The organism is Pseudomonas sp. IPO3749, from assembly GCF_013386605.1.
In the GTDB taxonomy this organism is placed as follows: Bacteria; Pseudomonadota; Gammaproteobacteria; order Pseudomonadales; family Pseudomonadaceae; genus Aquipseudomonas; species Aquipseudomonas azotoformans_A.
In genome coordinates, this window is the sequence record NZ_JACARN010000015.1 from 190,370 (window position 1) to 208,202 (window position 17,833).

Consider the following 17,833-nt stretch of genomic DNA (forward strand, 5'->3'; position numbering starts at 1 on the left):
AAACAAGCGAGACCTTCAGATGCCCATTGCAACTGCTGAATACGATTACATCGTCGTAGGTGCCGGCCCCGCGGGCTGCCTGCTGGCCAATCGACTGTCCGCCAACCCCGCTCACCGCGTGCTGCTGCTTGAAGCCGGCGGCCGCGACAACTACCCCTGGATCCACATTCCCGTCGGCTACCTGTTCTGCATCGGCAACCCACGCACCGACTGGTGTTTCAAGACCGAAGCCCAAGAAGGCCTGCAAGGCCGTGCGTTGAGTTACCCACGGGGCAAGGTGCTGGGCGGCTGTTCGTCCATCAACGGCATGATCTACATGCGCGGCCAGGCCCAGGATTACGACGGCTGGGCGGCAGAAGGCAACGCAGGCTGGGCCTGGAAAGACGTGCTGCCCCTGTTCAAGCAAAGCGAAAACCATTTTGCCGGCGGCTCGGAGTTCCACAGCGACGGTGGCGAATGGCGCGTCGAACAGCAGCGCCTGCACTGGCCGATCCTCGATGCCTTCCGTGATGCGGCAGCGCAAAGCGGCATTGCCACCCTCAACGACTTCAACACGGGCGACAACGAAGGCTGCGGCTACTTCCAGGTCAACCAGAAGGCCGGCGTGCGCTGGAATGCGGCCAAGGCGTTTCTCAAGCCTATCCGTCAGCGCCCCAACCTCACGGTGATGACCGAAGTGGAAGTCGACCGCGTACTGCTGGAGAACGGCCGCGCCTCCCAGGTGATCGGGCGCCAGCAGGGCCAGCAGATGAGCTGGAAGGCACGCAAGGAAATCGTGCTGTGCGCCGGCTCCGTAGGTTCACCGGGTATTTTGCAGCGTTCGGGAATCGGTCCGTCCAGCGTGCTCAAACCCTTGGGCATCGACGTGCTGCATGAGCTGCCGGGTGTCGGTGGCAACTTGCAGGACCACCTGCAACTGCGGCTGATCTACAAACTGGAAAACGCGCGCACCCTCAACCAGATTGCCGGCACGCTATGGGGCAAGATGGGCATGGGCCTGCGTTACCTGTATGACCGCAGCGGCCCATTGTCGATGGCGCCCAGTCAGCTCGGCGCATTTGCCCGCTCGGGTCCGGAACAGACCTCGGCCAACCTCGAATACCACGTACAGCCGCTGTCACTTGAGCGCTTTGGCGAGCCGCTGCACGCATTCCCGGCGTTTACCGCATCGGTCTGCGACTTGCGCCCGCAAAGTCGCGGGCGCATCGACATTCGCTCGGCCAACCCGGCGGATGCACCACTGATCCGCCCCAATTACCTGAGCCACCCGGAAGACTTGCGGGTGGCCGCCGACGCGATCCGCCTGACACGCCGCATTGTTGCCGCACCCGCTCTCAGCCAGTTCAAACCGGTGGAATATCTGCCGGGCGATTCGCTGCAAACCGAAGACGAGTTGCACGAAGCCGCCGCGCGCATCGGTACGACCATCTTCCATCCGGTCGGCACCTGCCGCATGGGCAGCGATAAAGACGCGGTGGTGGATGCGCAACTGCGGGTGCATGGCGTGCCGGGCCTGCGCATTGCCGATGCGTCGGTCATGCCGCGCATCACGTCCGGCAATACCTGTTCACCGACGCTGATGATCGCGGAGAAGGCCGCGCAGCTGATCCTTTCGCCGAACACAAGGAGTCTCGCCCCGGAGAAAGAACTGGTTCATGCAATCTGAATAGCGGCGCCAGACCTGGCGCCGACAGTGGAACAACAATAAATAATCACTGTGAGGGCTACCCGATGTCAGAACATGCTCAACCCCTGGGCTCGGCGGTCAACAGCGCCGTTACCCGCAACGACTCAAAGAAGGTCATCTTCGCCTCGTCCCTGGGGACGGTGTTCGAGTGGTATGACTTTTTCCTCTATGGCGCCCTCGCGGCGGTGATCAGCAAGCAGTTCTTTGCCGGGGTCAACGACACCACGGCGTTCATCTTTGCCTTGATGGCCTTTGCGGCCGGCTTTGTGGTGCGGCCGTTCGGCGCGCTGGTGTTTGGCCGCCTGGGCGACATGATCGGGCGCAAATACACCTTCCTCGTCACCATCATCTTGATGGGCGTGGCGACCTTCTGTGTCGGGCTGTTGCCGACTTACGCGAGCATCGGCATTGCGGCGCCGATCATCCTGATCGTGCTGCGCATGCTGCAAGGCCTGGCGCTGGGCGGTGAATACGGCGGCGCAGCAACCTACGTGGCGGAACATGCGCCCGCCGGCAAACGCGGCTTCCACACCAGCTGGATTCAATCCACCGCGACCCTCGGCCTGCTGCTGTCACTGCTGGTGGTGTTGGCATGCCGTTACTTCACCGGTGACCAGTTCGAAGTGTGGGGCTGGCGTATTCCGTTCCTGTTCTCCATTGTGCTGCTGGGTATTTCCACCTGGATCCGCATGAGCCTGCATGAGTCGCCAGCGTTCCTGAAAATGAAAGAGGAAGGCAAGGCCAGCAAGTCGCCGATCCGCGATTCGTTCGGCAAATGGGAAAACCTCAAGATCGTGCTGATCGCGCTGTTCAGCATCAACGGCGGCCAGGCGGTGACCTTCTACGCGGCGCAGTTCTATGTGCTGTTCTTCCTCACCCAGTTCCTGAAAATGGACCCGGCCCTGGCCAACATGCTGTTGATCATCAGCGTGGTGATCGGCGCGCCGTTCTTTATCTTCTTCGGCTGGCTGTCGGACAAGGTGGGCCGCAAGCCGGTGCTGATGCTCGGCCTGCTGCTGGCCACCGCGCTGTACTTCCCGATCTTCAAGAGCCTGGCGCACTACACCAACCCGGCGATGGACCAGGCCAGCAACCAGGCCCCAATCACCGTGCTGGCCGACCCGGCCACCTGCACCTTCCAGTTCGACCCGGTGGGCAAGGCCAAATTCGACAGCCCATGCGACAAGGTCAAGACCTTCCTGGTCAAGCAGGGCCTGCCCTACAGCAGCGCCGCCGCACCGGCCGGCAGCCCGGTGCAGGTAAGCGTGGGCGACGTGCGGATCGACGGGTTTGACGAAAAAGCCCTGCGCGGCGCCGTGACCCTGGCCGGTTATCCGTCTTCGGCGGATGTGGCACAAGTCAACAAGACCATGGTGGTGGTGCTGATCGTGGCGCTGATCCTGATCGCCGCCATGTGCTACGGCCCGCTGGCCGCGTTGATGGTGGAATTGTTCCCGACCCGCATTCGCTATACCTCCATGTCCCTGCCTTACCACATCGGCAACGGCTGGTTTGGCGGGTTCCTGCCGACCGTGTCGTTCGCCCTGGTGGTGTACACCGGCGATATCTTCTACGGCCTGTGGTATCCGGTGGTGGTGACCGGGGTGAGCCTGATCGTGGGGCTGTTCTGCCTCAAAGAAACACGGCATGTGGATATTGATAACAACTGACTGAAGGCGCCCCCTTCCCTTACCGGACGGGGGCGCACACAAATTGCTGTATATCCATCCAGATAATGGTTGATCAAATCCCTTCTTTTGCCCATCCTGCTCTCCATTCGACGGTGTAACGAACGGGCTGAGCATGCGGCTGTACCTCTGTGAAAAACCTTCCCAGGCCAAGGATATTGCGGCCGTACTCGGTGCCAGTCGCCGGGGCGATGGCTGCTGGCTGGGCAATGGCGTCACGGTCACCTGGTGCATCGGCCACCTGCTGGAAACCGCCCCGCCCGACGCCTACGACGAGAAGTACAAGCGCTGGGTGCTGGCCGACCTGCCCATCGTCCCGGAAAAATGGAAGATGCGCGTCAAGCCCAAGACCGCCAGCCAGTTCAAGGCGGTCAAGCGTTTGCTGGGGGAAGCCCAGGAACTGGTGATCGCCACCGACGCCGACCGCGAAGGCGAGATGATCGCGCGTGAGCTGGTGGAGCATTGCCGCTATCGTGGGCCGATCCAACGGCTGTGGCTGTCGGCGCTGGACGACGCCTCCATCCGCAAGGCCCTGGCCGCCCTCAAGCCAGGCGCCGAGACCTTCAGCCTGTATCACTCGGCCTTGGGCCGTTCCCGTGCCGACTGGCTGATCGGCATGAACATGAGCCGCCTGTTTACCTTGCTGGGGCGCCAATCCGGTTATCAGGGCGTATTGCCTGTGGGTCGGGTGCAAACGCCGACCTTGCGCCTGGTGGTGGACCGCGACCGTAGCATTGCCGATTTTGTGCCGGTGGCGTACTGGGCCATCGATGTCGACCTACACCACAACGCCATGACCTTCACCGCCCAATGGCGCGCGGCCGAGGATGCCTGTGATGACCAGGGCCGCTGCCTCAACCCGCAACTGGCGCGAGACGCCGCCGACGCCATGCGCAACGCCGCCACCGCGCGGCTGGTAAAACTGCGTACCGAACGCATGCGTGAAGTCGCGCCCCTGCCATTCGATCTCGGCACCCTGCAAGAAATCTGCTCCAAGAAGCTCGGCCTTGGTGCCCAAGAAACCCTGGATATCGCCCAGTCGCTATATGAAACCCATAAAGTCATCACCTACCCTCGTAGTGATTGCGGCTACCTGCCTCTGAGCCAGCACAGCGACGCGCCGAAGATTCTTGCTGCCATCGCGCGCGCCGATAGTGCGGTGAACGAATTGATGGCGCATATCGACCCGCAGCGTCGCTCGCGGGCGTGGAATGACGCCAAGGTCAGCGCCCACCACGGCATCATCCCGACCGGCGCCGGCAAAGATGTAGGGCAACTCACCGGCAAGCACCGTGCGGTGTACACGTTGATTCGTGCGCGCTACCTGGCGCAGTTCCTGCCCAACCACGAATACGATCGCACCCAGGCGGACTTCGAGTGCGCAGGCCAAGCGTTGCGCGCAGTGGGCAAAGTGGTCATCGAACCGGGCTGGAAACGTGCCCTGCCCGAAGCCCTCGCGCCAGCAAAAGGCCGCGAAGCGCCGGCCCCACAAGCGTTGCCGGCATTGGTGCAGGGCCAAGACTATGCCGTGGCCAAGGTCACCCTCAAGGACCTGTGGACCCAACCGCCCAAGCCCTTTACCGAAGGCGACCTGATCAAGGCGATGAAAAACGTCGCCAAGCTGGTGGAAGACCCGCTGCTCAAGCAAAAGCTCAAGGACACCACCGGCATCGGCACCGAAGCCACCCGTGCCGGCATCATTCAGGGCCTGCTGGACCGTGGCTACCTGGTGAAAAACGGCAAGGCGCTGTCGGCCACCCCGGCAGCGTTCAGCCTGATCGACGCCGTGCCCCGCGCCATCGCGGACCCTGGCACCACGGCGATCTGGGAGCAGGCGCTGGACATGGTGCAAAGCGGCGAAATGAGCCTGGAAGAATTCGTCGCCAAACAGGCGGCCTGGATGAGCAAGCAGGTGGCGCGTTGCAATGGCCTGCGCATGACCATCAGCGGCCCGGCCAGTCCGGCAGGACCCGGCGCCGCGCCATGGAAAAAGAAGCGCAAGAGCGCGCCGCGCAAGACAGCAGCCAGCCCAAAACGGGCGAAAAAGCCGACAGCTACGGGGTAAAACCCGAAAAAATCCGGCGAATGACGTTTTTCGACGGGTTTAGCGCCGCTTTGGACCTTGCCGCCGCGCGGGCCGTCTAGGATTCTGTAGGGGGAGCCTGACTAACTAACAAAAACCGGAGTGGCCGCCATGAAAACCGTTGCACAAGTGCTCAAAGCCAAGGACCAGAAAAACCAGGAAGTCCATGTCATCAAACACGACCACACCGTGTTTGAAGCACTGGTCCGGATGTCGGAGAAAAACGTCGGGGCCTTGCCGGTCGTCCAGGATGGCGTGGTGGTAGGCATCATCAGCGAACGTGATTACGCCCGCAAAATCATGCTCAAGGGGCTTTCGTCGGTCACCACGAAGGTGCATGAGGTGATGAGTTCCCCGGTGATCACCGTCGACACCCATAAAAAGGTCGATGAGTGCATGAACATCATGACCGACAGTCACCTGCGCCACCTGCCGGTGGTGGAAGACGGCAAACTGTTGGGCCTGCTCTCTATCGGTGACTTGGTGAAAGAAGCCATTGCCGACCAGGCTGACCTGATCAAACAGCTGGAGCAGTACATCCGCGGCGAATAGGGGAACCCATGCTCGACACGCTGGAACATCAAGAGGACCACCTCGACACCCTGCACCGGGCCATGGCCGAACGGCGCTTTCTGGTGTTGACCGGTGCAGGGATCAGCACCTCGTCGGGCATTCCCGATTACCGCGACAGCGAAGGCGTGCGTCGGGGCAAGGCGCCAATGATGTACCAGGAATTCCTCGCCACCCCGCAGGCGCGGCGCCGTTATTGGGCGCGAGCGATGCTGGGGTGGCCGAGGGTTCGCATTGCGCAACCGAACAAGGCGCACCTGGCGTTGGCGATGCTGCAACAACGCGAGCGCATCAGCGGGTTGATCACCCAGAACGTCGACACCCTTCACGATCAAGCCGGCAGCCACGACGTCATTGAACTACACGGCAGCCTGCACCGGGTGCTGTGCCTGGATTGCCAGTTGCTCAGCCCGCGTGAGGCGATCCAGCGGCAGATGGAAATAGACAACCCCTATCTGTCGCAAGTCCACGCGGTGCAGGCGCCGGATGGCGACACCTTGCTTGACCCCGCCTTTGAAGAACATTTCCAGGTCCCGCGCTGCCCCCACTGCAATGGCGAGCGCTTGAAACCGGATGTCGTGTTTTTTGGCGAAAATGTAGCGCCAGCAACAGCGGCCAGGGCGATGGCTGCGGTAGAGCATGCCGAGGGGTTGCTGGTGGTGGGCTCGTCGCTGATGGCCTACTCGGCGTTCCGCCTGTGCAAGGCCATGGTCGAACAGGACAAGCCGGTCATAGCCATCAATTTGGGCAAGACTCGGGGGGATGAGCTGTTACAGGTGAAGATCGAAGCCGAGTGTGAGCGGCTATTGCCGCTTTTGGTCGAACGTTTAGGCTAATTCATTCAAACGCTCGCCACGGAAAGCGTTGACCTACACCTCCAGAAAATGACGCCCAAGTCACGTTTTCCCGCATTCTCCCGTCCCCACGGCGATTTATGTAGTGATCAAAAATAATCACTACATAACCGTTGACGTAACCTTTTTGTCCTTGCATTATCGAGACGTCTCCCGGATCGGGAGCGTTGGCAACAAGCGTTTTGAACAAGCTCGTCTGACCGCCGAGCTGTTTTTTCCGGATGTGCACTGCCCACAAGGCGGATTGATGAAGCTGACCGGCCCGAAGGGCTCGGTACAAGGCGCTCAAATGCGGCTTGTCTTCGTTATGAAAGCATTGCGTAGCAGTTCATCAGCAAGACTACATGCATCAGGTTCAAGACCCTGCCCGTATTCGGCAGACAGTCGCTGACGCCCGGTTTTCGCAACCGGAGACAACTAAAGATGTTTTAACGAACCAACTGATAGATCGCCAACTGGTCAAGGGGCTTACACATGAATCTGAACAACCAACCAACTATCGATGAATTGGCTGAGATGTTCGCAGCGCAGAAAGACACACTCGACGACCATATCCTGTGGATTGGCAAATCGGGCGAAGTGCAACTTGACTGCCTGGAGCCCAATACCGAAGAGGCTGAGTTCGACCGCAATCACCGTGAACTGGCGGCACGCCTGAGGGTTTACCGTCGGGGCCAGGGTTATGTCGGCAAGAAAGCCGCCGCCGATCGCAACTTTATCGAGCAGGTGTTCCACACACTTAATACCGAATGGCAGAACCTCAAAGGCCAATCGCACGTTAAAGTGATTGATAGATACTGCTGATAACACAGTCTTAAACATTTAAGCCCGCTTGTTCATTCAAGCGGGCTTTTTAATGCCTGAGTTATAACAATGCCGGAAACCGCCCCTTTGTCGCTTCATCCCGGAAAATATCAAACAATACCTGCGCCGCTGCCGAGAGTTCATGCCCCGGCTTGGTAAGCACACCAATCGGCCGTTCGATCACCGGATCGCTCAAGGTGATGCAGTGCGCGCCCGCCTCTTCCATCTGCCTTGCGCACAACGCCGGTACCGCGCTGACACCCAAGCCACTCGCCACCATCTTGCCCACCGTCGCCAACTGATGGCTTTCCAGGGCTACCGGCAGCTTCATCTGTAGCGCGCCCAAGTGCTCTTCCAACATCACCCGTACCGTAGACGGCCGTTGCAAGGTGATGAACGGTTGCTCCAGCAAGGTTTTCCAATCGATCTCGGCACAGTTTGCCAACGGCGAATCACCCGGCACCACGGCGATGAAACGGTCGAGGTACAACGGCGTAAACGCCAGTGATGAACCTTCAGCAGGCTCAAACGCCACGCCCAACTCCACCTGCCGGTCTCGCACCATCTCCAGCACCTGCTCATTGATCAAGTCATGCACAGTCACATTCACCTGCGGGTAACGCGCGCGGAATATCTTCAGGATCGGTGGCAGCAGGTTGCCCGCAAAAGACGGCATCGCTGCCACAGTGACTCGACCACGTTGCAGTGTGAATCGCTGGCGCAGTTCGTCTTCGGCGTTGTCCCAGTCGGCAATCAGCCGGCGCGCCAGGGGCAGCAGGGACTCACCTTCGGGCGTCAGGGCAACGTTGCGGGTATTGCGGCTGAACAGGCGCCCGCCCAGGCCTTCTTCCAGACCCTTGATGGTCAGGCTCAGCGCCGATTGGGAGAGGTGCAGGCGCTCGCAGGCGGCGGCAAAACTCAGGCTCTGGGCCACGGCGAGAAACGCGCGCATCTGTTTAACGGTCATGACGCTACTCCAAACGGTCGGGCGACTATGCTGTTTTTTAAATCAATCAACCTTAAAAAACAACTTAACAAATCAATCAGCCGGAGCAACACTCGGTTCATTGGCTGGCCCACAAACAATAAAAGAGGTGCATATGGCAGGTTTCGATAAACGCGTGGCGTCCTACGAGGAAGCACTGGCAGGCCTGGAAGACGGCATGACCGTACTCTCCGGCGGTTTTGGCCTGTGCGGTATTCCGGAAAACCTCATCGCCGAGATCAAGCGCAAAGGCACCCGCGACCTGACCGTGGTTTCCAACAACTGTGGCGTCGACGGTTTCGGCCTGGGCGTGTTGCTGGAAGAAAAACAGATCAGCAAGGTGATCGCTTCCTACGTCGGTGAAAACGCCCTGTTCGAGAAGCAATTGCTCAGCGGCGAAATCGAAGTAGTACTGACGCCCCAAGGCACCCTGGCCGAAAAAATGCGCGCTGGCGGTGCGGGTATCCCGGCCTTCTTCACCGCAACCGGCGTCGGCACTCCGGTGGCCGAAGGCAAGGAAACCCGCGAGTTCAACGGTCGTCCGTACCTGATGGAAGAATCCATCACCGGCGACTTCGCCATCGTCAAAGGCTGGAAAGCCGATCATTTCGGCAACGTTATCTATCGCCACACCGCCCAGAATTTCAACCCACTGGCCGCCACCGCCGGCAAGATCACCGTGGTCGAAGTCGAAGAAATCGTCGAACCGGGCGAGCTGGACCCGGCGCAGATCCACACTCCTGGCATCTACGTCGATCGGATCATCTGCGGCACGTTCGAGAAGCGCATCGAACAGCGCACCGTACGCAAATAATCCGCCCCCAGCCCGAACAATAAGGACACCTGAAATGGCTCTTACCCGCGAACAAATGGCTCAACGCGTCGCCCGCGAAATGCAGGACGGCTTCTACGTGAACCTTGGCATCGGCATTCCGACCCTGGTGGCCAACTACATCCCCGAAGGCATGGAAGTGATGCTGCAATCGGAAAACGGCCTGCTCGGCATGGGACCGTTTCCTACCGAAGAAACCATTGATGCCGACATGATCAACGCCGGTAAACAAACCGTTACCGCACGTATCGGCGCCTCGATCTTTTCCTCCGCCGAGTCCTTCGCGATGATCCGAGGCGGCCACGTCGACCTCACTGTACTCGGTGCGTTCGAAGTGGACGTAAATGGCAACATCGCTTCGTGGATGATCCCCGGCAAGCTGGTCAAAGGCATGGGCGGCGCCATGGACCTGGTGGCCGGTGCGGAAAACATCATCGTTATCATGACCCACGCGTCCAAGGATGGTGAATCCAAGTTGCTCAGCCAGTGCAGCCTGCCGCTGACCGGTGCCAACTGCATCAAGCGTGTATTGACCGACCTGGCCTACCTGGAAATCGAAAATGGCGCTTTTGTCCTCAAGGAACGCGCACCTGGCGTCAGCGTTGAAGAGATTGTGAGCAAGACCGCCGGTAAACTGATCGTCCCGGACCACGTTCCAGAAATGCACTTCCAGTGAGGACAGATCCCATGCAAGACGTCGTGATAGTTGCTGCCACCCGCACCGCCGTGGGCAGCTTCCAGGGTTCGCTGGCGAACATTCCGGCACCGGAACTGGGCGCTGCCGTGATCCGTCGCCTGTTGGAACAGACCGGCCTCGACCCAGCCCAAGTGGATGAAGTGATCCTCGGCCAGGTACTCACCGCAGGCTCAGGCCAGAACCCGGCGCGCCAGGCTTCGATCCTCGCCGGCCTGCCCCACACCGTGCCGAGCCTGACCCTCAACAAAGTCTGCGGCTCGGGCCTCAAGGCCCTGCACCTGGGCGCCCAGGCCATCCGTTGCGGCGACGCCGAGGTGATCATCGCCGGCGGCATGGAAAACATGAGCCTGGCCCCGTACGTACTCCCCGCTGCGCGCACCGGTTTGCGCATGGGCCACGCCAAGATGATCGACAGCATGATCACCGACGGCCTGTGGGATGCGTTCAACGAATACCACATGGGCATCACCGCCGAGAACCTGGTGGACAAGTACGGCATCAGCCGTGAAGCCCAGGACGCGTTCGCTGCGGCGTCCCAGCAAAAAGCTGCCGCCGCTATCGAAGCGGGCCGCTTTGTCGATGAGATCACCCCGATCCTGATTCCCCAGCGTAAAGGCGATCCAGTGGCCTTCGCCGTGGATGAACAGCCTCGCGCCGGCACCACTGCCGAGTCCCTGGCCAAGCTGAAACCGGCGTTCAAGAAAGACGGCAGCGTCACCGCCGGCAACGCCTCCAGCCTCAACGACGGCGCCGCTGCGGTGCTGCTGATGAGTGCCGACAAGGCCAAGGCCCTCGGCCTGCCGGTGTTGGCGCGCATCGCCAGCTACGCCAATGCGGGCGTCGACCCAGCCATCATGGGCATCGGCCCGGTCTCGGCCACCCGTCGCTGCCTGGACAAAGCCGGCTGGAACCTGGGCGAACTGGACCTGATCGAAGCCAACGAAGCCTTCGCCGCGCAATCCCTGGCGGTGGGCAAAGAACTGGAGTGGGATGCAGAGAAGGTCAACGTCAACGGTGGCGCCATCGCCATCGGCCACCCGATCGGCGCCTCAGGCTGCCGCGTGCTGGTGACCCTGCTGCATGAAATGATCAAGCGCGATGCCAAGAAAGGCCTGGCGACGCTGTGCATCGGTGGCGGCCAGGGTGTCGCGCTGGCGCTCGAACGCAACTGATTCAAAGAGCAACACGGAAAAGGCCTGGTTCCACGAAAACCAGGCCTTTTCTTAATGCGTTCTATCTGAAAAACGCAGTTCAAATGTGGGAGCGGGCTTGCTCGCGAAAGCGGTGAGTCAACCATGAATCTGGTGACTGACACACTGCGTTCGCGAGCAAGCCCGCTCCCACATTTGATCTTTATTGCCTGTCGGATTGCGGCACCGCAAACACCGCACTCGCCCGCGCCACGACCTTCTCCCCCACCTGCAAGCTCACCGTGGCAAACGCCATCTGCCGCCCACGCTTGTGATGCTCCAAGCGCACCACAATCCACTCCCCCACCTGCACCGCCCCCAGGTAATCCAAGGTCATACTTGCGGTAATCAACGGCAGCGGCGGCTCACTGGAAAACGCCATCGCATAGCCCATGCCGATATCCGCCAGGGTCGCCAACACCCCGCCATGCACGGTGCCGCGTCCATTGGCGTGGCGATTGTCGGCGCGCAGGCCGATCTCCAGTTGCAGGCCCTCCCCTCGGCAATAGGCCGGGCCGAGCAGGTCCAGCAACGGACTGCTGCGGGGCAGCGAAACAAAACCTTCAGGCACGGCGTGAGCGATCATGGCGGATTCTTCCCTGGTGTGAAGATTGAGATGTACGCCTGGCCGCTGGCAACGGCCATTACCATCCACCGCGCAAATCCCGCGCGATGCTTTGCGTTAATCCACCAGACCCGCTTTAATCGCCGCATCGACCCCTTCAAGGAACTGCAATGCGCCACCTGGACGGCAAATCCCAGCCACTTCGTGCCCCCTTTTTGATGCTGCTGGCCGGCCTGGCGTTGGTCGGCTGCTCGCCCAGTGACCACTCCCGTGCGCGGGTGATCAACGGTGAACAAAGCCGCGCCGGCGCACAACTGGCTTATGAGCATGAACTGAGCCTGGCCCTGCCCGGCGCCCTGCTTGCGCCGCGCATGCAGGCCACTCGCGAAGCCTGCGAAACCGCGCGCTTTGGCGCCTGCAATATCCTCGGCATCACCGAAAACGACAGCGGCGGCCAGATCATCCTGCGCATCGCGCCGACCGGCGTGGAGCCAATGGTCGCGATGGCCGCCGAAGGTGGCAAACTCGGCCAGCGCATCACCACCGCCGAAGACCTGGCCGATGCCGTTGCCGATGTGCGCCGTCGCCAGGACCGCCTGCAAGCCCAGCAACAACGCCTCGACGAGCTGGCCAAGCGCAAGGACATCACCGTCAGCGACCTGATTGCCCTGAGCAAGGAACAGGCGGGCATTGAAAACGAGCTGCAGGAACTGGCGCAGGTCGCCGCCGGTCAGCAACGCCGCCTCGACACCAACCGTGTGACCCTGAATTTCAGCTCCTCTGATGGTGCGAACCAGCAGTCGAGGTTCAGCCGCATGTTCAGCAACTTGAGCGATAACCTGGTAGACGGCACTGCCGACGCCCTGGAGCGCTCGGCCTATGTGCTGCCGTTCGTGATCCTGGCGTTTCCGGTGGTGTGGTTGTGGGTGTGGTTGTGGCGCCGCTTTGTTGTGAAGAGCCGCCCTGTGGTGAACGGGCTTGTCCCGCGCGGGGGTGCGAAGCAGCCCTAGAAGGATTCACCGAGGGAGACTTGATACACCGCGTTGTATTTGATTGGGGGGTGCTACGCACCCCAACGCGGGGCAAGCCCGCTCACCACAACAAGCCCGCTCACCACAAAGCTGATCAGCGCTTCATGCACCGCTGATAACGTTCATCCACCCGCTTGGCGAACCAGGCGGTGGTGAGGTTGCGGGTGATCTTGGGGCTCTTGAGCACGATGCCCGGCAGGATCGCCCGTGGCATAGGCTTGCCCGCCGCCTTGTCGGCCAGGGCAAACACGCGGTTGTAGAGCGTGGTGTCCTCGAAATCCAGTTGCTCGCCCTGCTCCAGTTGGCTGCGGATGCTGGGGTTGCGCATGTCCAGCTTCGCGCCCAACGAACGCACCGCCAGCTCGGTAGTGCCCGGCAGCAGTGAACCGTAACGAATCAAATCCCCATCCAGCGCCAGGTCGGTGCCCGAGGCACGGCTGACGGCAGCCTGGAACGCGGCATTGCGACTGGCGTACCAGCCAGCATTGAAGTCGGCAAAGCGGTACAACGGCTGGTCATAATTCACCGGGTAACCGAGCAAATGCGCGATGCCGAAATACATGCCGCCCCGGCGGGTGAACACTTCGCGGCGAATGCTGCCGTCCACCGTGTAGGGGTAACCCCGCGCCTGTTTCTGCGCGAAGTCGATACTCACCTGCATCGGCCCTGCGGTATGCACCGGGTTGAAGCCACCAAACAGGGTCTTGCCCAGGGGCACCATGCTGATGAAGTCATCGAAGATGCCGCTCAGGTCTTTTTCCGTGCGTGCAGCGCCCAGGCGATCGGCGTAAGTCTTGCCGGTGGGCGAACGCAGTTGCAGTGCGCTGCGGACCACAAACGCCGGCACGTGGACTTTTCCGGCGCGCCGCAGGATTTCATCCTGCGCGATCTTGCCCATATTCGGCACGGGTGGGTCCACTTGGTAAGTGGACTCCTGCTCGGTGACCGCCAGCACCGCGCAGATGTTTTCCGTGCTGGGGTAGATTTTCTGGGTATCGAAGGCGGTGTAGATGTCCTGGGCCCACCCCTTGCGGTCAGACAACTGGGCGGGTAGCAACCGCACGATCTGCGCCTTCACCTCGGCTTCGCTGCGCTCCGGCTGTTGCGGGTTGCGTGTGGTGGAGCAACCGGCCAGCACCAGCAAAGTGGCAAGGCAGAGGATCAGGCGACTTGAATACATGGGACATCCTTGAGCGACGATCAACTATCGACGCCCAAGGATAGCGGCAGTTCCGCAGCAGAGTGTGTCAGATCCCGGCCAACGCCAGGTCCATCGCGAAATAGGTAAAGATCAAGTCCGCCCCCGCGCGCTTGATCGAGCCCAACGTCTCGCGCACCACACGATCCTCATCAATCGCACCCGCCTGGGCGCCGAACTTGATCATCGCGTACTCGCCGCTCACCTGATACGCCGCCACCGGCAGGCGTGAGGCTTCGCGGATGTCGCGGATGATGTCGAGGTAGGCACCGGCGGGCTTGACCATCAGCGCGTCCGCGCCCTCCTGCTCGTCCAGCAACGATTCGCGCACGGCTTCGCGGCGGTTCATCGGGTTCATCTGGTAGCTTTTGCGGTCACCCTTGAGCGCGCTGCCGCCCGCTTCGCGGAATGGACCGTAGAGGGCCGAGGCGAATTTGGTCGAGTACGCCATGATCGGGATATGGGTGAAGCCGGCGTCATCCAGGGCGCGGCGGATCGCCTGGACCTGGCCGTCCATCGCCGCCGACGGCGCAATCACGTCAGCACCTGCACGGGCGGCGGCCACGGCTTGCTTGCCAAGGTTGACCAAGGTCGCATCGTTGTCGACATGGGCACCGTGCATCACGCCGCAGTGGCCGTGGTCGGTGTATTCACAGAAACAGGTGTCGGACATCACGATCATCTCCGGCACGGCGTCCTTGATGATCGAGGACATGCGCGAGACCAGGCCACGTTCTTTCCAGGTGTCGCTGCCGCTGGCGTCCAAGTGATGGGACACACCAAAGGTCATCACCGACTTGATGCCGGCGCGGGCATAGCGCTCGATCTCGCCGGCCAGTTTCTTCTCAGGGATGCGCAACACGCCGGGCATGCTGGTGATGGGCACGAAGTCGTCGATTTCTTCTTCGACGAAGATCGGCAGCACCAGGTCGTTCAGGGTGAATTCGCTTTCCTGGAACAAACCACGCAGCTCCGGGGAGCGGCGCAGGCGGCGTGGGCGGGCTTGGGGGAACTGGCTGGTCATGGCTTTCCTATCACAAGGCAGAAATCTTTGGGGCGAAAGCTTATGCCCCTTGGCCCCGGCAGCACAAACGCCGAGGGGCCAACAGTGTATTGCGCTGCACGTAACAATTCATTGATCTAGAGCTGCAATCGCCCTTCGATACACACCGCCACGGCGCCGCCCACCCAGATTTCATCGCCCTGGCGTTCGACGCGAATCCGCCCCGCCCGCCCGATGGCCGTGCCCTGGCTGACCACATAGCGCTCAGGCGCCAGGCCTTCGGCCAGCATCCATTGGGCAACGCCAGCGTTCAGGCTGCCGGTGGCCGGGTCTTCCTGGGCGCCGTCACCCGCGATGAAGGCACGGACTTCAAACTGTGCGTCCACATCGTCCCGCGCGGGATCGCAGGGGGCGATGACACCCACCGCCAAACCCAGCAGTTGCGAATAGTCCGGTTGGAGCTCCAGCACTTGATTGCGGTCCGACAGCATCACCGCCAGCCAGCCCGCGCCGTTGTCGACCCACTGGCTGCGCACGATGGCTTCGGGCGCCAAGCCCAGCGCCAGACGCACACGTTCGATCAACGAGGCCTCCACCGGCCCGGAGCGCAGCAACGCTGGCGCGATAAATGCCAGCTCATCGCCCTGGCGACGGATCCGCACCAGGCCGATTTCGCACTCCTGGATGATCTCCTCGCCTTTCGGAATTCCTCCTGCCTGCAGCCACGCATGGCAACTGCCCAGCGTCGGGTGTCCGGCGAACGGCAGCTCCTTCAAGGTGGTGAAAATTCGCACGCGGTAGTCCGCTTTCGGATCACGCGGCGTCAGCAAGAACGTGGTTTCGCTGAGGTTGGTCCAGTTGGCGAAGTCCGCCATCTGCTGGTCCGTCAGGCTGTCGGCACCGAACACCACCGCCAGCGGGTTGCCCTTGAGCGCCACGCGGCTGAAGACGTCCAGCTGTTTGAAATCAAAAGTCGGCATGTTTCAACTCGGAATACTGAGGCCACGGATCACTGCCGGCCGTGCGACGAAACCGTCCAGCGCGCGCAGCACATTGGGGAAGTCGGCTATGCCCACCAGATCGCCGGATTCGTAGAAACCAATCAGGTTGCGGATCCACGGAAAGGTCGCGATGTCGGCAATGCTGTACTCGTCGCCCATGATCCAGGTGCGACCCAGCAGGCGTTTCTCCAGCACGTCGAGCAAGCGCCGGGATTCGGCGGCGTAACGGTCTCGGGGACGTTTGTCTTCGTAGGCCTTGCCGGCGAATTTATTGAAGAACCCCAACTGGCCAAACATCGGGCCGATACCGCCCATCTGGAACATCAGCCACTGGAGGGTTTCATAGCGGGTGGCCGGGTCTTCGGAGAGCAACTGGCTGGTTTTTTCCGCCAGGTAGATCAGGATCGCACCGGACTCGAACAGCGCCAACGGTTGGCCGCTGGGACCATTCGGGTCGATGATCGCGGGGATCTTGTTGTTGGGGTTCAGGGACAGGAACTCAGGCGATAGCTGGTCCTGGGTCTCAAAACTGACTTTGTGGGCTTCATAGGGCAGGCCCAGCTCTTCGAGCATGATTGACACTTTTACCCCGTTGGGCGTCGGCAGCGAGTAGAGTTGCAAGCGCTCGGGATGCTGGGCGGGCCATTTGCTGTTGATCGGGAAAGCGGCGAGTGGGTTCATCGTAAGCCCCTGTTCAGAAAGTCCCCATGATAGCCATCACTACGGTGTCCTGCATGGGTCATCAATACGCAACAACCGCTGGCTATTATCCCGCGTGGGCGAACCAATAGGCCCGCGGGCACTCTTAAGTGCGCTCAAACGGTGAATGGAGGCAACGCGCTATATCGACAGGGAACACCGCAGGACGCCGGATGCGTCACTGGGGCCGGGCTTGTCCGCCTTAACCTGATGCACTGAAGACTCGACACTAATGACCATCAAGCCTCTGTGCCTTGCGCTGCGCCTGAAACGATATTCATACATCATGTTGCCGCTGTTGCTCGTAGGTGGCGCCATCGGCCTGACCCTGGAGTCGCGCACCAGCAATGCCGAACAGGCAGACGGCGTGCAAACCCTGGTGTTTCTGCGCCACGGTGAAAAACCCGCCGGCGGCCTGGGCCAGCTCAATTGCCAGGGTCTCAACCGGGCGATGAACCTGGCCACCCTGCTCCCGGAAAAATTCGGCAAGGCCGACTTCGTCTTCGCCGCCAACCCGACACGAAACGTGGAAGAAGGCGAGCTGGACAATTCCTACAGCTACATTCGCCCACTGATGACCATCAGCCCGAGCGCCATCAAGCTGGGCCTGCCGGTGAACATCAAGTTTTCCGCCAATGACACCAGCGACCTGGCTGACGAACTGGTGGAAGACAAGTACCACAACGCGACCATCTACACCGCCTGGTCCCACGGTTACTTGCCGGAGCTGATCAACAAGGTGGCGAGCGAAGCGTCGGGCGAAAAACACACCATTACCGACGACTGGTCCGGCAGCGACTACGACACGCTCTACGTGCTGACGCTGACCTGGCACAACGGCAAGGCCTCGTTGCTGAGCCGCAACTACAAGCAAGGCTTGAACAACGGCGATGAGAGCTGCCCGGATCCTACACAGCTCGGCGCAGAATCCTGACAGCAAAAGGCC

At 61.1% G+C, this 17,833-nt stretch carries 17 protein-coding genes; 11 read left to right on the plus strand and 6 right to left on the minus strand.

Annotation, left to right across the window (positions count from 1 at the left end; all coding sequences use genetic code 11):
* Positions 1-19: 19 nt before the first annotated feature.
* The 6 genes from HX812_RS08000 to HX812_RS08025 all read left to right on the plus strand — a co-directional run bounded on the left by HX812_RS08000 (position 20) and on the right by HX812_RS08025 (position 7,686).
* Positions 20-1,666, plus strand: coding sequence for a GMC family oxidoreductase (locus tag HX812_RS08000; RefSeq protein WP_038851310.1), 1,647 nt, complete (start codon positions 20-22; stop codon positions 1,664-1,666).
* 65 nt (positions 1,667-1,731) lie between these two features.
* Entirely contained in the window at positions 1,732-3,357 is a 1,626-nt protein-coding gene (locus tag HX812_RS08005; RefSeq protein ID WP_033902058.1) for an MFS transporter, read from the plus strand.
* 133 nt (positions 3,358-3,490) lie between these two features.
* Positions 3,491-5,440: a DNA topoisomerase III gene (locus HX812_RS08010; RefSeq protein ID WP_038851309.1), complete on the plus strand. Its 1,950-nt coding sequence runs from the start codon at positions 3,491-3,493 to the stop codon at positions 5,438-5,440.
* 129 nt (positions 5,441-5,569) lie between these two features.
* Complete coding sequence (locus tag HX812_RS08015) at positions 5,570-6,010, plus strand: CBS domain-containing protein (RefSeq protein WP_016977364.1); 441 nt, start codon at positions 5,570-5,572, stop codon at positions 6,008-6,010.
* A gap of 8 nt (positions 6,011-6,018) precedes the next feature.
* On the plus strand, positions 6,019-6,864 hold the full coding sequence (locus HX812_RS08020; protein WP_038851308.1) for an NAD-dependent protein deacetylase: 846 nt from the start codon (positions 6,019-6,021) through the stop codon (positions 6,862-6,864).
* A 492-nt stretch (positions 6,865-7,356) separates the two neighbouring features.
* Entirely contained in the window at positions 7,357-7,686 is a 330-nt protein-coding gene (locus tag HX812_RS08025; RefSeq protein WP_033902055.1) for a hypothetical protein, read from the plus strand.
* Between the two features lie 61 nt (positions 7,687-7,747).
* Here HX812_RS08025 and HX812_RS08030 read toward each other — a convergent pair whose 3' ends face one another.
* On the minus strand, positions 7,748-8,653 hold the full coding sequence (locus tag HX812_RS08030; RefSeq protein WP_038851306.1) for a LysR family transcriptional regulator: 906 nt from the start codon (positions 8,651-8,653) through the stop codon (positions 7,748-7,750).
* Positions 8,654-8,786: 133 nt separating this feature from the next.
* On the opposite strand from HX812_RS08030, the gene HX812_RS08035 reads away from it, so the two are divergent.
* From HX812_RS08035 to HX812_RS08045, 3 genes are read left to right on the plus strand one after another with little or no spacing between them, the layout of a single operon-like run.
* Positions 8,787-9,485 carry a CoA transferase subunit A gene (locus HX812_RS08035; protein ID WP_010211319.1) on the plus strand — a complete coding sequence of 233 codons (699 nt, stop codon included), beginning with the start codon at positions 8,787-8,789 and terminating at the stop codon, positions 9,483-9,485.
* A gap of 34 nt (positions 9,486-9,519) precedes the next feature.
* A complete protein-coding gene (locus HX812_RS08040) occupies positions 9,520-10,179 on the plus strand; it encodes a CoA transferase subunit B (RefSeq protein WP_038851304.1) in 660 nt (219 codons plus the stop codon).
* 11 nt (positions 10,180-10,190) lie between these two features.
* On the plus strand, positions 10,191-11,372 hold the full coding sequence (locus tag HX812_RS08045) for an acetyl-CoA C-acetyltransferase (protein ID WP_038851303.1): 1,182 nt from the start codon (positions 10,191-10,193) through the stop codon (positions 11,370-11,372).
* A 181-nt stretch (positions 11,373-11,553) separates the two neighbouring features.
* Here the strand turns inward: HX812_RS08045 and HX812_RS08050 are convergent, their stop codons facing one another.
* Positions 11,554-11,976 carry a PaaI family thioesterase gene (locus tag HX812_RS08050; RefSeq protein WP_038843905.1) on the minus strand — a complete coding sequence of 141 codons (423 nt, stop codon included), beginning with the start codon at positions 11,974-11,976 and terminating at the stop codon, positions 11,554-11,556.
* Positions 11,977-12,125: 149 nt separating this feature from the next.
* Here HX812_RS08050 and HX812_RS08055 point away from each other — a divergent pair, with 149 nt between their 5' ends.
* On the plus strand, positions 12,126-12,965 hold the full coding sequence (locus HX812_RS08055) for a DUF4349 domain-containing protein (protein WP_038843906.1): 840 nt from the start codon (positions 12,126-12,128) through the stop codon (positions 12,963-12,965).
* Between the two features lie 115 nt (positions 12,966-13,080).
* Here the strand turns inward: HX812_RS08055 and HX812_RS08060 are convergent, their stop codons facing one another.
* The 4 genes from HX812_RS08060 to HX812_RS08075 form a co-directional block, all read right to left on the minus strand.
* Positions 13,081-14,166, minus strand: a complete 1,086-nt coding sequence (locus HX812_RS08060) for a DUF1615 domain-containing protein (protein WP_038843908.1) — start codon at positions 14,164-14,166, stop codon at positions 13,081-13,083.
* Between the two features lie 67 nt (positions 14,167-14,233).
* Positions 14,234-15,208, minus strand: coding sequence for a porphobilinogen synthase (gene hemB, locus HX812_RS08065; RefSeq protein WP_016977356.1), 975 nt, complete (start codon positions 15,206-15,208; stop codon positions 14,234-14,236).
* A 116-nt stretch (positions 15,209-15,324) separates the two neighbouring features.
* Positions 15,325-16,167 (minus strand): PhzF family phenazine biosynthesis protein, encoded by an 843-nt coding sequence (locus HX812_RS08070; protein ID WP_038843911.1) that lies wholly within the window; start codon positions 16,165-16,167, stop codon positions 15,325-15,327.
* A 3-nt stretch (positions 16,168-16,170) separates the two neighbouring features.
* Complete coding sequence (locus HX812_RS08075; RefSeq protein ID WP_038843913.1) at positions 16,171-16,869, minus strand: glutathione S-transferase N-terminal domain-containing protein; 699 nt, start codon at positions 16,867-16,869, stop codon at positions 16,171-16,173.
* Between the two features lie 250 nt (positions 16,870-17,119).
* Here HX812_RS08075 and HX812_RS08080 point away from each other — a divergent pair, with 250 nt between their 5' ends.
* Positions 17,120-17,821 (plus strand): hypothetical protein, encoded by a 702-nt coding sequence (locus HX812_RS08080; protein ID WP_038843914.1) that lies wholly within the window; start codon positions 17,120-17,122, stop codon positions 17,819-17,821.
* The last annotated feature ends 12 nt before the right edge of the window (positions 17,822-17,833 follow it).

Coding starts and splice junctions, on each gene's coding strand:
- HX812_RS08000 (WP_038851310.1), top strand. CDS start 20: ATGCCCATTGCAACTGCTGAATACGATTACATCGTCGTAGGTGCCGGC.
- HX812_RS08005 (WP_033902058.1), top strand. CDS start 1,732: ATGTCAGAACATGCTCAACCCCTGGGCTCGGCGGTCAACAGCGCCGTT.
- HX812_RS08010 (WP_038851309.1), top strand. CDS start 3,491: ATGCGGCTGTACCTCTGTGAAAAACCTTCCCAGGCCAAGGATATTGCG.
- HX812_RS08015 (WP_016977364.1), top strand. CDS start 5,570: ATGAAAACCGTTGCACAAGTGCTCAAAGCCAAGGACCAGAAAAACCAG.
- HX812_RS08020 (WP_038851308.1), top strand. CDS start 6,019: ATGCTCGACACGCTGGAACATCAAGAGGACCACCTCGACACCCTGCAC.
- HX812_RS08025 (WP_033902055.1), top strand. CDS start 7,357: ATGAATCTGAACAACCAACCAACTATCGATGAATTGGCTGAGATGTTC.
- HX812_RS08030 (WP_038851306.1), bottom strand. CDS start 8,653: ATGACCGTTAAACAGATGCGCGCGTTTCTCGCCGTGGCCCAGAGCCTG.
- HX812_RS08035 (WP_010211319.1), top strand. CDS start 8,787: ATGGCAGGTTTCGATAAACGCGTGGCGTCCTACGAGGAAGCACTGGCA.
- HX812_RS08040 (WP_038851304.1), top strand. CDS start 9,520: ATGGCTCTTACCCGCGAACAAATGGCTCAACGCGTCGCCCGCGAAATG.
- HX812_RS08045 (WP_038851303.1), top strand. CDS start 10,191: ATGCAAGACGTCGTGATAGTTGCTGCCACCCGCACCGCCGTGGGCAGC.
- HX812_RS08050 (WP_038843905.1), bottom strand. CDS start 11,976: ATGATCGCTCACGCCGTGCCTGAAGGTTTTGTTTCGCTGCCCCGCAGC.
- HX812_RS08055 (WP_038843906.1), top strand. CDS start 12,126: ATGCGCCACCTGGACGGCAAATCCCAGCCACTTCGTGCCCCCTTTTTG.
- HX812_RS08060 (WP_038843908.1), bottom strand. CDS start 14,166: ATGTATTCAAGTCGCCTGATCCTCTGCCTTGCCACTTTGCTGGTGCTG.
- hemB (WP_016977356.1), bottom strand. CDS start 15,208: ATGACCAGCCAGTTCCCCCAAGCCCGCCCACGCCGCCTGCGCCGCTCC.
- HX812_RS08070 (WP_038843911.1), bottom strand. CDS start 16,167: ATGCCGACTTTTGATTTCAAACAGCTGGACGTCTTCAGCCGCGTGGCG.
- HX812_RS08075 (WP_038843913.1), bottom strand. CDS start 16,869: ATGAACCCACTCGCCGCTTTCCCGATCAACAGCAAATGGCCCGCCCAG.
- HX812_RS08080 (WP_038843914.1), top strand. CDS start 17,120: ATGACCATCAAGCCTCTGTGCCTTGCGCTGCGCCTGAAACGATATTCA.